The organism is Streptomyces sp. B15 (genome assembly GCF_018070605.1).
GTDB lineage: Bacteria > Actinomycetota > Actinomycetes > Streptomycetales > Streptomycetaceae > Streptomyces > Streptomyces smyrnaeus.
Genome location: NZ_JAGPXJ010000051.1, coordinates 20459 through 34437 on the forward strand (window position 1 = coordinate 20459; position 13979 = coordinate 34437).

Genomic DNA, 13979 nt, shown 5'->3' on the forward strand with positions numbered 1-13979 from the left:
TCACTGCCTTTCGGGTGCGTCTTCGGGGCGCGCGGGCGGCAGCGTCGCCGACAGCGGGCGCCCGGCGGGTGGAAGGGCCTTGGGCGGGGATTCCGGTGCGGTACCCGGCCCGGGGGCCGCTTCCGGGTCCGGTTCGCGGGCGGTGTCCGGGTGCGGCGGTGCGGCGTCGGGATCGTGGCGGGGCAGCGCGACGAGCACACAGACGGCGAGTGCCGCGCCGCCCAGCCGCAGGGCGAGCCGCAGCGGCTCGTCGGGCAGCGGCTCGGCGAAGGCGATGGTGCCGCTGACCGTCGCGAACAGGAAGTTCACCGTCGTGCAGACCGGTACCACCAGTGAGGCGCGGCACCGCTGCAGCGCCGTCTGCGACAGCACCAGCCCCGTCGAGCCGGTGAACAGCAGGAGGTACGGGTACGGGGAGGCGAGCAGGGCCAGGGCGGTACCGCCCGGGTCGCCCGGATCGAGCAGCCCGGCGACGCCCTTGATGGCCAGCGAGCTGACTCCGTACAGGAAGCCCACCGCCACTCCGTAGGGCACCCCTGCGGTCGGCAGCCGGTGCCGCCGCCTGGAGCGCCGTTCGGCCGACAGGAAGAGCACCAGGCCCAGCGCCAGGGACGGCAGGCAGATGACGAGCAGTACGGGGACGGGCGCCAGTTTGCTGATCGTCTCGGAACTGTCGTGCAGCGAGAAGACGATCATCAGCAGTGCCGCCAGGATGGCCACCATCCCCTGCCGCTCGCGTCCGCTGGAGCGTTCGCCCAGGAAGAGCGTCGACAGCAGCAGAAGCATCACCAACCCGGTGACGAACAGCCCCTGCGCGGCGACCAGGGGCAGCGTGCGGTAGACGGCGAGCTGCGCGGCGAAACCCAGCAGCAGCGAGGCGGCACCCGCCATCCACAGCGGACTGCGCAACAGATGCAGCACAAGGCGGGCGGGGTGCCCGGCGGAGAGCGGCGGCAGCGCGGACAGCGCCCGCTTCTCGATGACGAAGCCCGCACTGAACAGCAGGTTGGCCACCAGCGCCGCCGCGACGCCCCAGAGCATCAGCTGCCCTCCTCCCCGGGCGGCTCACGGCGCGGTGCCCCGTCGCGCCGCGGGACCGCGCGCGCGTGCACCAGCAGGATGGAGGCGAGGGACGGCACGTGACAGGCGGCACGGTCCAGCGGACGCAGCGGTCGGGGCACGTCGTGGTAGGGCGCCCCGGTGATCCGTACGACGCGGAAACCGGCCGCGGGCAGCATCGAGCGCAGTGCACGCGCCGTGAACAGCCGCAGATGGCCCACTACCTGCGAGCCCGGACGCCCGTGGATGCCGCGCAGCGACACCTCGGAGAAGACGGGCTGGGTGCCCATCAGCAGCAGCGCACGGTTGTACCAGGCCGCCAGGTTCGGAGTGGACAGCAGCAGATGCCCGCCCGGACGCAGCACCCGGTGCAGTTCGTCCAGCGCGGCGTCCGGATCGACCAGGTGCTCGATCACCTCCGAGAAGAGCACCGCGTCGGCCGACCCGGTGGCGAACGGCAGTCCGGGTGCGGACAGTTCGCCCCGTACGGCCGTCAACCGCGCCGAGGCGCGGCGCAGCGCGTCCTGCGACCAGTCGACGCCCACCAGGCGGTGCCTGGGCAGTGCTTGTGCGGCGGTGGCCGCCGCACTGCCGTCGCCGCAGCCGATGTCCAGCACGGTGGACGGGGTGGGGCCCAGGGCGCGCGCCAGTATCGCCGCCTGGCGGCGCGCACGGTCGGGCCCGGAGGCGACCGGTGTCGCGGGATCCTCGTAGAGCTGCTGGAGGCTGCTGGTCGGCTCCGCCGCTCCCGTTCCCGGCTCCGGGCCCGCGGCACCGTCCTGGGCGTGCGCTGTGCCGCCGCTCACGAGTGCCCCTCGTCCGACTCCGCCGGGGTGTACGAGGTGGCGGCCAGCGACTCGGCGAAGAGCGCCCCCAGCCGTTCGCCCGCGCTGTCGTCCAGCCGGGCGTGCGACCAGCGGAGCGCCAACTGGAGCCGCCCGCCGGTCGACACGGTCGTCACCGACAGGCCGCGCGGCACTTTGGCGGGCGCCGAGAACCAGACGGCCCGGGCGCGCCCCGCGTCGCCGAAGTCCAGCGGGTAGGGGACACGGCCGATGTTGGACAGCAGGGTGGTGGACGCCCAAGGGCCCGCCGCCCTGCGCAGCGTGCGGATACCGGCCGCGCGCAACCCCACGGGCAGCAGCGGAGTGGTCAGCAGATCGCCGCTGAAGCCGAGTTGCGGACGGTCGACGGACTTGAGGGCGCGGGTGCGTGCGGCGGTCGTTCGCAGCAGTCGCCCGATCGCCTCCCGGTCGGGTGCGCCCGGAGCCGTCAGAGCCCGGTGCATCTCGCGCTCCTGCGCTCCGAAGGTGACCTCCACCAGCCGGGTGCCGTTCCCGATGGGCATGTCCGCGGTGCGGGGCCGGTCGTCGACCGGCATGGTGATCCGCACCGGCCGTACGGGCTCCTCGTGCGCGCCGTTCCAGCGGGCCACCATCAGCCAGGTCGCCACCAGCAGCTGGTCGTTGACGGTGTAGGCGGCCGGCTCGTCCGCAGCGCGGGGCGGACGGTCAGGTACCGGCAGCTCGGCGATCAGCATGCCGTTCCCGGGCGCTCCCGGGTGGCAGGTGTCCGCCGCGACGCGGGCCGGGCGCGTCCAGGGGCGCGAGCCCGGCGCCGACTCCGGCTGTGTGCCGCGCGGTTCGCCGGGGGGCCGGACGGGCGGTGGCGCGGGTGAGTTGTCGGCCCCGCCGTACAACTCGGCCGCGCTGGCGACGACCCGCAGGCACGCCGGACCGTCGAGCGCCGTGTGGTTGATCGTCACCAGCAGCACGCAGCCGCCCTCGCCCCCGTGCTCGATCACCTCGGCGCGGAACGGGGGCGAGGCGTCCAAGGACGGGCACCGGGCCAGGGCCCGCCGCCGTGCCTCCTCCAGGGTGCCGCCCGGGAAGGAGACCGGGTCCCGGTCCGGCCCGTCGGTCAGCACCCATTCGTAGCGGGGACGCCACCAGCGGGTGGGCGCCTGCCGCAGCAGGATGCGCGGATGCCGCCGCATCGCCTCGGCGAACGCGGCCCGCAACCGCTTCGGGTCGGGCAGCGCGGGCAGATGGATCTCCACATGCACCGTCTCCGGCTCGTCGTCGTCCAGACAGTGCCGGGTGATCTCGTCGACGGTGGGGAAGGGGATGCGGCGCTCCCCGGCGGGGCCGCCGGGCGCCACCGGGGTGGGGCCGGCCTGCTGCGCGGCCCCACCCGAGACGACAGCGGACTCGGACATCCCGTCGGCGTCCCTCGTGTCGCTGCTCCCGGCCGCACGCCGCGCCCGGGACACGGCACCGCCGCCCTCCTCGGCAGCGCCGTCCGCCGGGGCCGCTCCGGCGCCGTGCGGACCGTGCGCCCCGGCGCCGTGCGAACCGTCCGCTCCGAGCGGGCTGTCCGGTGCGGGTGTGGTGCTCGCGCCCTTGTGGGGTGGTGTCATGGGGCGGGTTCCTCCCCCTCGTGCGGGTTGGGCCGTTGGCCCTGGTGCGGGTCGTGCCGCTGGTCGTCGGGCGGGCTGTGGGCAGGCCGTGTGTGCGGCTCCTGGCCCGGATCGCCGGGCGCAGCTCCGCCGGGCGATCCGGCCCCGCCTGCGGCGGGGGTGTCCGGGAGGGTCGGTGAGTGGCCGCCGTACGGGGCGGGCGGCACCGGCGGCAGCTGTGCCGTCGCGGCCTCCGAGCCGTACACCGAGTGCTGCTGCTCCTGCGGCTGCCGGGGCTGCTGCGGGTGGGGCGGCACAGGTGGCGCGGACGCGGTTGGCGGCCCCGGCTCGGGCCCCCACGGCCCCGGCTCGCCGGCGTGGGCGTGGGCGTGGGCGGACTCGTGCCGTGCGGGCAGCGTCACCACCGCGGCGGCCAGCGCCAGCAGGGCGAGCGCCTGTGCCGTGTGCCCGAAGGCGCCCCGACCGTCCGCGAGCGTCGACCCGGCCCCCAGAGCCGCGACCACCCCGGCACCCGCCATGGCCACCAGCGCCACCGGCGCCAGTACGCCGGGCCGCAGCCGGGCGGCCACCGCCAGCGCGGGCACGACCAGTGCGTACGGACCCGCGACCAGCGCGACCACCAGGGTGAGCGCCGCGGCGCCGAGGACCCAGCCGGGCGCGGGCACCGGATCACGGTCGTCCCCGGCTCCCAGCGGCGTACCGCGCCGCGCACCGATGAAGGCCAGGCACAGCAGGGCGGCGATGCCCAGTCCGCCCCCGACGAGCCCGGCCGTGTACCAGGTGGCGGGTTCGTACTCCAGCTTGACCGTGCCCGTCTCGCCCGCCGGGACGAGGAAGCCCTGCTGCCAGCCGTCGAGCCGCAGCGGACGCAGCTCCTTGCCGTTGAGGGTGGCCTTCCAGCCGTCGTTGGCGTTCTCGTGCGTCTGGAGGTAGGCGGCGGGACCGTCTCCCACCTCGACGGTGCGCTCGTCGCCCGCCCAGTCGCGGGCGACGCTCTCGCGGTCACCGGAGTCGGCGGACTGCGCGGCGTCGGACTGCCGGGCGTCGTCGGCAGCCGGGCCGTCTGCTGCGGCCTTCGGGGCGGCGCCCTGGTCGCCGCTGCCCAGGGTGACATCGGTGATCGCCAGCGGTCCGGTGTCACCGGCTTCCACGGTGTGGGCCCCGGCGTCCAGCTCCAGGCTGCCGTCCTTGGCCTCGCCCGCGCACAGTTCCACGTCGATGGGGCGCCGCTCGGTCAGATCGCGGACCTTCCCGGACGCCTTGGTCGTGTGCAGCGTGCCGTCGACGGCGAGCGCCGGGCCCTTGCCGCAGGGCAGCTCGAACTTCTGGTCGGCGTCGGGGGCGGGTACCCGGAAGTCGTCCAGTGCCGGCAGATAGACCTCGTTGAGCCCGACGGGCAGCTGGAGCTTCCGGTCGGCAACGGGGTTGTGGACGGTCAGCGGCTTGGTTCTGGTGACCGTCAGCGTCATTCGGTCCGTCTCGATCGGTTCGAAGCGCGCCTGGCCGTTCTTGTCGACCTCGGCTGTCGTCGCGCCGTCCGGCGAGCTGATCCGCACCTCCTCGGCCGCCGTGGAGATACCGCCTGCCGGGGCGAGGACGATCTCGCCGATCTCCCGCTTCTCGGGCCACTTGAGCCGGATGGTCGGCTTGTCGCCCGCGATCCACGCGGTGGACAGGTTCCCGTCCACCAGATTGCGCGCGCTCAGCGAGGTGCCGGTCTTGGCCGTCGAGTCGACCGACGCCGTGATCCGGTCGCGCGACCCGGGTGCTGCCTCGTCCAGCAACCGGTCGAGTTCGCCGCCCGGTACGGGCAGCGCACGTGCCCGCACGTCGTGGTCGGAGCGCGCGGCAGTGCTGAACTTGCGGTGCAGCCCGACCTCCGAGGAGACCGGTGAGAGGCCGCCCGGGTCGTCCCCCCGGTGCAGCGAGACCAGCTCACTGTCCGTACGGGCGTTCCCGGCGTCCGTCGGAAGCTTCAGCAGCCGGGTCACCTGCACATCAGGAATGTCGATCTCCGAGAACCCGGCGCCGGAGAGTCCGGCCCGGGGCGGCTGCGCGTCGGTGATGGTCAGCTTCAGCCACCGTGCCGCGCCCCGCGGTGCCTTGATCTTCTGCCGTTCCCCGGTGGGCCGCAGGAAGCTGGAGGCGGTGCCCCGGTCGGTCTCCACCCGTACGCGGGTGGGTGCCGCACGGGTGGCGTCCCCGGGCAGCGGAACCACCTCGATCTGCCGGGGGATGTCCACAGCGCCCCGGAACTCGGCCTTGATCCACTGTCCTTCGGGCTCGCCTGCCGAGCCCTCGGCCCAGGCGGTGTCCGGATTGCCGTCGAAGGCTCCCACCGGTTCGTACTGCGGCAGGTGGAAGAGCCAGTTGCCGCTGCTGGAAGCCGTCACGGACTTCGCGCCGCGCAGCACCGACGTCGTCTGGTGCCTGGTGCCCTCGATCGGCAGGATCTGCTTCGGCTTCTCGCCGGGCTGCTGGAGGCTGTCGGGATGGTTCCGCTCGTCGGCGGTGTAGGTGTAGGAGGTGTTGGTGTTGACGAGGCCGAAGCGGGTGTCGGCGCGCCGCAGCCCGTCGCCCTTGACCTGGAGGGACGGGGTTCCCAGGCCCGGGTGGTTGTCGCCGGTCAGCACGGTCGGCCTGCCCTTGATCCGCTCGTCGGCCGCCAGCGGCAGCAGGGCCTCGGGGCCGCCGCTGACCTGAGCTGTCCGCGAGACGGGCTTGAGCGCCACCCTCTTGGGACGTGCGGTGTCCGTCGGCTCGTAGATCTCCACCGCCCGCTGGCGCGGGTAGAAGCCCGCCACCTGCACGGGGGTGTCCTCGGGGATACGGCCTGCGGTCAGTGTCGGACCGAACGCCTTCACCTTCCGGTAGCCGGAGGCCTCCAGGGTGCGTTTGACGATCTGCGGCGGGACATAGCCCAACTGGTCCGGGTCCAGGTCGTTGCGTACGACGACGTCGTAGAGGCCCGCGCGGGCCAGGAAGTCGGCCAGCCCGGGTACTTCGCCGCCGCTCAGCAACGCCTGTTCCACCGCGTCGGTCGCCCTGCGGTTGCCCGGGGTGCCGAACGGCACGTAGTCGCGCTGCGCCCAGGGGGACTCGGCGAGCACATCCAGCGGCTGGTCGATGGGAGAGCCCCAGCTGTAGATGCCGTGCGCTGTCGCCGGGGTGACATAGGCGCGGGTGTGCGGGCTGCGCTTCTTCAGCCAGTCGGCCGTCTGCTGCCAGTGCTTGGGCAGCTTGTCGAAAGCGCCCGGCTGCAGGATGTCCCCGTTGACGTACGGCAGGCACAACCCGGGCAGTACGGCAAGCGTCGCCGCCCACAGCAGCAGTCTGCGGCCCGGCAGTGCCCTGGTTCCCCGGGTGCTGAGGGCGACAGCCGTCAGATGGGCGAGGCCGAAGCTGAGCGCGAGGGCGAGCCCCGGCTGGAACTTGTAGATGTTGCGGAACGGGCGCAGCCAGCCGTCCAGCCAGCCTTGGATCTGCTCGGCGAACGGTGCGCCCAGCGCTCCCGCGTACCCGGCGAGCATGATGCCGGTGACGGTCACCGTCGTCAGCAGCAGCCAGCGGCGCTCCGGCAGATCGCGGCGGGCCAGCCCGGCCAGCCCCAGCGCGGCGGCGAAGGCTCCGCCGAGAACGGCCAACCAGCCGGCCGCCACCGTCCATCCAGCGGGCAGCCATGGTTCGCCGAAGTTCAGATAGGCCGTCCAGTTGCCGCTGCCGCGCAGCATCTCGGTGGCCGACATGGTGCCTGTGGTGGTCTCGGCGTTCTCCACGTACGGCATGAAGTCCTCGCCGTACGTGCCGAGCAGCAGCAGCGGCACCCACCACCAGATGGTGGCCAGCACGACGCCCGGCAGCCACCAGGCCAGCAGGGTGCGGCGGGTGCGTCCGGTGCGGGTGGCGACGTACAGCAGCGCGGGCAGCAGCGCGGCGAGCGTGGAGGCCGCGTTGACGCCGCCCATGAAAGGGATCGCCAGCGCCGAGCGGGCGGCCGCCACCCGGGGTGCCACCAGGGTGCCGGTCAGCGGCAGCAGCACCCACGGCAGTACGGCACCCGGCAGCGCGGCGGCCGAGGTGGAGCCGATCACGATGGTGTAGGTGGGCCACAGGGCGTAGACCACCGCGGCGAGCAGCCTGGTGGCGCTCGTGCCCACCCCGAGCCGTTCGGCCAGCCGCAGCGCCCCCCAGAAGGCCGCGGAGACGATCAGCGACATCCACAGCCGCTCGGCCAGCCAGGTCGGTATCTGGAGCAGATCGGTCAGCCCGTAGTACGGCAGCGCGGGGAAGAGATAGCCGACGTACTGGTCGGCGATCCCCCCGAACCCGCCCCGGTCGTGCCACAGCTGCCCCAGGTCACCCAGGAACTGCCAGGGGTCGGCCGCCACGCCCAGCTTGGTCTCGAACGTCATCTTCCCCGGCGACTTGGCGAGGAAGGCGACCAGCACGACCGCCCAGAAGCCGAACAGCCAGCGCCGCCCCCTTGGGCGCTCCGGAGGGGGAGCGGGCCGCGGGGACGGAGCCGGGGCCTGGGGTGGCGCCTGGACGGTCGTGGTCATGTGGGACACCGCCGGAGGATGAGGAGGAGGTTCCAGGTGGCGAACTCGCGCAGCCCGGGGACGCGGGTGATGGCACCCGCGAGGAACGGCCAGTAGCGGGAGCGGGCAGTAACGAGCTCCACGTCGTCCCGGGCGCGCACGTGACGGAGGGTGGGTCCGATGTGCACGGCGAACAGGTTCTCGCCGAGGGTGTGCTTGGCGGGGCGGCCGGTACGGCGCCGGTAGCGGGCGCGGGCGCGTTCGGCCCCCAGGTAGTGCCAGGGGGCGGTCTCATGGCCGCCCCAGGGGGAGTACCAGTTGGTGAACGACACGTAGATCAGCCCGCCGGGGCGGGTCACGCGGATCATCTCGGACAGGAAGGTCTGCGGATCGGCGACGTGTTCGAGCACATTGGACGAGAAGCACACGTCCGCCACCCCGTCGGCCAGCGGCAGCAGATAGCCGTCGGCCACGACCGCGCCTTCCGGTTTGCGGCCGCCCGCGTGCAGTTCCCGCGGATCGGGCTCGAACAGGTAGCAGTGCGCCTGCCGGCGGCGGAACTCCTCGGTGAAGTGCCCGCTGCCGCCGCCGACGTCCACTACTGTGCGGCCCTCCAGCGGAACCAAGCGCGCCACCTGTTGCACCGCGTCCCGCGCGAGCAGGCCGTAGCAGTGCTCCGGGTCCGACTGCTCGCGCAGGAAGGCCCGGAAGAGCGCGACGGATCGTCTGATGGAGGGGTCCCGCACGCCCTGTCACCACCCCACGGGAACGGGACCGGGGACCGGATGGGCGGAGTCCCCGCCCGGGTCGGTGCGGCCGGGAGCGGGCGTCGAGGGCGAGCCGACGGCGCGGGCGTACGCCTCTGCCGCGACCGCCCGGAAACCGCGCACGGTGTGCGCCCAGCGGAACCGGGCCGCCCTGCGCTCCGCCGCGCGGCCCAGCGCCAGCCGGCGTTCGGCCGACAGCGCCAGTGCGCACCAGTGCGCGGCGAACGAACTCTCGCCGCGCGCCAGCAGGCCGGTCACCCCGTCCTCGACCGAGTCGCGCAGCCCGGGGATGTCGAACCCGACCGCGGGGGTGCCGCGCGCCGCGGCCTCCATGACGACCAGCCCCCACCCTTCCACCAGGGAGGGGTGCAGCAGCATCCAGGAACGGCACAGCAGCCGGTGCTTCTCGCCCTCACTGATGTGCCCGGTGAAGGTGACGCCGGGTCCGGCCATGGCCTCCAGCGCCGGCCGCTCCGGGCCGTCGCCGACGATGACCAGCCGGCCGCCGGTGACCGGCCTGACCCGCTCCCACAGGCGCAGCAGCAGATCGATCCGCTTGTACTCGACAAGTCGCCCCATGGCCAGGAACAGCGGCTCGGGCGACTTGGGGTGCGGCGGACCCGGCTCCTCGACACCGTTGTGGACGATGCGGATCTCCTCCTCGGGCACCCCGATCCCGGTCAGCGCCCGCGCGGTCGACCCGGAGACGGCGACCTTCAGGTTGTGCCGGTGGTTGCGGGCCAGCGCCCAGTGTTCGAGCTGCCGGCCCAGCCGCGCGGCAGGAGCCGGATAGCGCATGCCCCACAGGTCGGTGTGCACGTGGTTGACGAAGCAGAGCGTCGGTCCGCGGTGCCACAGGGGCGCGAGGTACGGCATGCCGTTGCAGACCTCCACCAGGAGATCGCAGTCGCCGATCTGCCGGGCGAAGGCGCTGCGGGCGCGCAGGAAGTGGGTGGTGTCGCTCCCCGCCGACACGACGCGGTAGTCGCGGTAGGCGGCGGGACCGCCGCACAGCAGGGTGACTTGGTGGCCGTGGAGGGTGAGGCCTTCGGCGATCCGGTCGATCAGCAGCTCGGAGCCGCCTGCGGCCGGGTTGCCGAGGTCGCGCCGGGCCAGGAAGACGATGCGGCGGGGAGACCCTGGATCGGCCGGACGCTGCCTGCGCGGGGCGGAGCCCTGCCCGGTGGTGGGGGCAGGCGCGAGGGCGGTGTGCTGGCCGTGTGGGGGGCCCAGGGAGGGTCGTACGTGCTGGGGCATTGGTGCTCCAACTCGTCTCAGGGTGCGGTAGGAACCGATGCGGTGGGGGCCGTCTCGGCGGAGGTCGTCTCGGTGAGGCTTGTGGGGTCGGTGGGTCGGTGGGGCTGGTGAATTGGTCGTGGGGCGGGTGGGGAGCTGTGCGGTGCGGGGGTCGTGCGTGGCGGTGAAGCCGTTGCTGTTGCATTGCGGTGCGTTTGCGGTGCGTTTGCCGTGGGACCTGTGCGTTGCGGTGCGTTTGCAGTGGATCTCGTGCGTGGCAGTGCGTTGCCTCGCCTTGCGCAGGAGATGCGAAGGCTCTGCGGGGGCCGTGCGCGCGGGGTGTGCGGGGCGGTGCGCGTCGGATGGCTCAGTGTTTGCCGCAGTGTTCGCGGGTGGCTACTCACCGGAGTGACAATTTTGCTCCGGAATGAGCCTGATGCTTCATCACTTCGCGCTCTGTCGCGTGTTCAACCATTCCCGCCCGGGATGAGCCGGGACCGCCGATGCTCAACCGTGCGCACCTGCCACCCTCATCCCTCGGCCCGGCCGTCCGGGGCGTGCCGTGCCCGGCTCGCGGTGGGGCGGCCCCTGGCGACCAGTACGGCCCCCGCCACCGCGCACACCCCGCCGGCCGTCACCGCGCCGATGGGGGCGACACTGCCGACCAGCCGTAGCCGCGAGTTGTCGTCCTCGGCCAGGTCGACGGCCTCCTGCTGGGTCTTCTTGGTGAAGGCCAGCTTGTCGCTCTGCAGCAGCGTCACCTTGTCGTCCTTGCCGCCAGGTGCGCGCAGTACCAGCTTCGGCCCCGTCGCCGCGTACAGGATGCGGCCGGTGCGCTGGTCGACGATGAAGTCCAGGCCCGAATTCGAGTACCACTCCTCGGCGTTGACCTGGCCGCTCTTGGGCCGGTCCACGAGCAGCCCGGGCACCTGTCGGGTGCCGGCCCGGGTGGGCTTCACCGTCCCGGTGAAGCGCAGCCCCTCGTGGCCGCGCACCTTCGCCTCGCCCTTGTAGCGCAGCGGGACGGTGGCTCCCAGGCTGCTGTCCCACCAGGAGTAATCGCGCTTCTCCACGTCGAACGGCCACTTCAGATACGCCTCTCCGGCGATGTCCTTCGGCTTGGAGCGGCAGCAGTTCACCGGCCGGTTGCTCTTGCGGTCGGTCACCAGGCGCTCGGTCGTCCACTGGAACGACTTGCGCGGGTCGTCCAGTTTGCGGGTCTTGGGGTTGTCGATGGTCTGTGAGACGTTCCACACGGCCCGCCCGCTCTTCTCACTGGCCGCGACATCCCCCAGCACGCGCCGGGTGACGGTGAGCTTCTGGCCGCTCTTGGTCTTGAGTTCCTGTTGGTCGAAGTATTTGCCCGTGCCGGTGAAGACCGAGGTGATGTTCACATCGGTGGGAGTGCGCTTCGCCCGTGGTTCGACGTACCAGGCGAGCATCGGCGAGAGCACGAGCAGGAAGACGCCGAGGCCCAGCAGGATCAGGGCGAGAGGCGATGCGGTACGGCGCATGGCGGGGCACTCCGAGGGTGGTCTTGGCCCGCACGCAGGGGCGATCCTGCGGCAGGTGCGGCGCTACGACGGGGAAGTGCACGTTCGATGATGGGCCGCCCGACCACGTGAAGGGAACGGTCAGTTCGTCTGGACGGTCCGTATGGGCCGGAAACCGTAGGCCGTCTCTTGACACCGAGTCAATGCCCGTCGACACTCGGCACCTCACAAGGGGTTGGCTCCTGGGGCGGGGCCGTCGCACCGAACCGTCATGTTTCCGCGTGGCGGGTACGGCCACCACGGCACCGACAAGAGAGGTTCGCCTCCGCCATGCACAGACTCCTCGCCGCCGCGCTCACCTGCGTGGTCGCCGCCGGTCTCGCCGTCGGCGCGGGCTTCGGCATCGTCGCCGCGCTCAATGCCGCACCGGAGCAGCCCAACGTGCCGCTGGTGCACTTCCACTCGTCACCGGACGAGGTCCCCGGCCTCGATGAGTCCGCGTCGCCCTCGGCCTCGCCCAGCGATTCGGCGAGTCCGTCCCGGAGCGGCGCCTCCCACGACTCCGGCGCCGCCGAGCGGTCGGAGGAGTCCCCCGGAGCCGATGACGGCGGTGCCGCTTCGTCGGCCTCGCCCGGTGCCGCGGGCAGTTCCCGGGGAGCGGACGAGCCTGCCGCCTCCGCCACGCCAAGGGAGTGACGGTGACATCCGCGCCCGCCCGCTCGGCCTGGCAGGACGTACCGCCGCTGCGGGTACGCCAGTTCGCCGAGCGCGCCATGGCCGAGGTGCCGGTGCTCGCCCACGACATCCTGACCGCGATCCGGCGCGAATACCCCGCCCTGCCGCAGGTGCTGGACGACTCGGGCGAGTCGATGGCGCTCATCGGTATCCGGCGCGCCCTGGAGCACTTCGTGGAGAACCTGGCCACCGGGCTGGAGGCCCCGCACGTCCCCCCGCAGGTCTTCCAGGAGTTCGGCCGGGGCGAGGTCCTCCAAGGGCGCAGCCTCGACTCGCTGCAGGCCATCTACCGGCTCGGCATCCGGCTGGCCTGGCGCCGGTTCGCCGAGATCGGCACCCAGATGGAGATCCCGGCGCCCGCGATGTACGAGCTGGCCGAATCCGGCTTCCAGTACCTCGACGGCCTGGTGGCCGAGTCCGTGCGTGGCTACGCGGAGGCGGCGGCACGGCAGGCCGGTGAGCGGCTGCGGCTGCAGCGCCGGCTGCTGGACCTGCTGCTGTCCGAGCATCCGCCGCGCGGCGGCGGCGACCGTGCCGACCTGCTGGCCGACCGTGCCGCCCGCATCGGCTGGCGGATGCCGCAGACGGTGGCCGTCGCGGTGCTGGTGCGCCCTGCCCGCTCCGCCGTTCCGCCCGCCGTGGGCGACGAGGTGCTGCTCGACATGGAATGCGAGCAGCCCCGCATGGTGGTGCCCGAGCCGGAGGCGGCCGGCAGACCGGAGTTGCTGCGCCGGGCCACCGCCGGCTGGTCGGGCGCAGTGGGGCCTCCGGTGCCGCTGGCCGACGCCGTCAAGTCGCTGCGCTGGGCCCAGTCCGCTGTCGCCCTGATGGAGCGCGGGCTGCTGCCGGGCGGCGAGTTGCTCTACTGCACCGAGCACACCGAAGCACTGGTGCTGCTGCCGCCCGAGGAACTGATCGCCGGCCTGTCACGGCGCCGGCTGGCACCCCTGGAGTCGTGCGGCCCCGCCCACAGCCGTCGGCTGGCCGAGACGCTGCTGGCCTGGCTGGAGACCCGCGGCGGCGCTCCGGAGGTGGCGGGGCGGCTGGGCGTCCACCCGCAGACGGTGCGCTACCGGCTGCGCCAGATCCGGGAACTGTGGGGCGACGAGATCGACGACCCCGACAGCCGCTTCGAACTCGAACTGGTGCTGCGCTCGATGCGGTTGCGCGGCGAGCTGGGGCCGCACTAGCGGGCAGCCGGTGGCGCTCGCGCTGCCCGTGCTGCCGCTCACCACCCGGTGCGGCGCTCCATCCACGTCCCGGCGATCCGGGAGAACGCCATGATGTCGCTCGGCTCCTCGACCGTCGTGCGGTGCCATCGGCCTCGGGGTACGACGTAGGCCGTTCCCGGGGTGAGCCTGGCCACCAACTCACCGTCCGGGTCCTGAGGATCGTCCTCCTTGCGCAAGTACACCCGCACAGCGCCGGTCAGCACGCACAGCACCTCCTCGCCGTCCGAGTGCTGCTCCCAGGACTCGGGATGTGCGTCGGCGTCGCTGTCGACGTGCAGTGTCATCACCGTCCAGCCGGCGAGGTCGGGCGACATCCGGCGCTGCTCGGTGTGTACGTCACCTGCCGGGCCGAGCCGGAACATCGAAGAGAACAGATCCACCGCGGTCATAGCCGCCCCCTCATCATCAAGTACGGTGTACGTGAACGATTGTCAGTGGAACACGTACGCCGTACGTGGTCAAGGCCCGGCTCCCGAGTGTGAGCCCGGGCGGATCGGCGG

The 13979-nt window shown here is 72.9% G+C and carries 10 protein-coding genes; 2 read left to right on the forward strand and 8 right to left on the reverse strand.

Annotated elements, in window-relative coordinates; genetic code table 11:
• The 7 genes from KBY19_RS22140 to KBY19_RS22170 all read right to left on the reverse strand — a co-directional run bounded on the left by KBY19_RS22140 (nucleotide 1) and on the right by KBY19_RS22170 (nucleotide 11533).
• Complete coding sequence (locus KBY19_RS22140; protein WP_099880529.1) at nucleotides 1–1041, reverse strand: DMT family transporter; 1041 nt, start codon at nucleotides 1039–1041, stop codon at nucleotides 1–3.
• A complete protein-coding gene (locus KBY19_RS22145; RefSeq protein WP_099880527.1) occupies nucleotides 1041–1865 on the reverse strand; it encodes a bifunctional 2-polyprenyl-6-hydroxyphenol methylase/3-demethylubiquinol 3-O-methyltransferase UbiG in 825 nt (274 codons plus the stop codon). The genes KBY19_RS22140 and KBY19_RS22145 overlap by 1 nt, the downstream gene beginning before the upstream one ends.
• A complete protein-coding gene (locus KBY19_RS22150) occupies nucleotides 1862–3478 on the reverse strand; it encodes a condensation protein (RefSeq protein WP_099880525.1) in 1617 nt (538 codons plus the stop codon). The genes KBY19_RS22145 and KBY19_RS22150 overlap by 4 nt, the downstream gene beginning before the upstream one ends.
• Nucleotides 3475–8037, reverse strand: coding sequence for an alpha-(1->3)-arabinofuranosyltransferase family protein (locus tag KBY19_RS22155; protein ID WP_185016792.1), 4563 nt, complete (start codon nucleotides 8035–8037; stop codon nucleotides 3475–3477). Before KBY19_RS22155 ends, KBY19_RS22150 begins: the two co-directional genes overlap by 4 nt.
• A complete protein-coding gene (locus KBY19_RS22160; protein ID WP_099880521.1) occupies nucleotides 8034–8762 on the reverse strand; it encodes a class I SAM-dependent methyltransferase in 729 nt (242 codons plus the stop codon). The genes KBY19_RS22155 and KBY19_RS22160 overlap by 4 nt, the downstream gene beginning before the upstream one ends.
• Nucleotides 8763–8768: 6 nt before the next feature.
• Nucleotides 8769–10040: a glycosyltransferase family 4 protein gene (locus tag KBY19_RS22165; protein ID WP_210966531.1), complete on the reverse strand. Its 1272-nt coding sequence runs from the start codon at nucleotides 10038–10040 to the stop codon at nucleotides 8769–8771.
• A 509-nt stretch (nucleotides 10041–10549) separates the two neighbouring features.
• A complete protein-coding gene (locus tag KBY19_RS22170; RefSeq protein WP_099880517.1) occupies nucleotides 10550–11533 on the reverse strand; it encodes a DUF3068 domain-containing protein in 984 nt (327 codons plus the stop codon).
• Nucleotides 11534–11842: 309 nt separating this feature from the next.
• Here KBY19_RS22170 and KBY19_RS22175 point away from each other — a divergent pair, with 309 nt between their 5' ends.
• Nucleotides 11843–12208: a hypothetical protein gene (locus KBY19_RS22175; protein ID WP_185019674.1), complete on the forward strand. Its 366-nt coding sequence runs from the start codon at nucleotides 11843–11845 to the stop codon at nucleotides 12206–12208.
• Between the two features lie 2 nt (nucleotides 12209–12210).
• Complete coding sequence (locus KBY19_RS22180) at nucleotides 12211–13437, forward strand: PucR family transcriptional regulator (RefSeq protein WP_307842307.1); 1227 nt, start codon at nucleotides 12211–12213, stop codon at nucleotides 13435–13437.
• 38 nt (nucleotides 13438–13475) lie between these two features.
• Here the strand turns inward: KBY19_RS22180 and KBY19_RS22185 are convergent, their stop codons facing one another.
• Nucleotides 13476–13868: a cupin gene (locus KBY19_RS22185; RefSeq protein ID WP_210966532.1), complete on the reverse strand. Its 393-nt coding sequence runs from the start codon at nucleotides 13866–13868 to the stop codon at nucleotides 13476–13478.
• Nucleotides 13869–13979 lie beyond the last annotated feature (111 nt).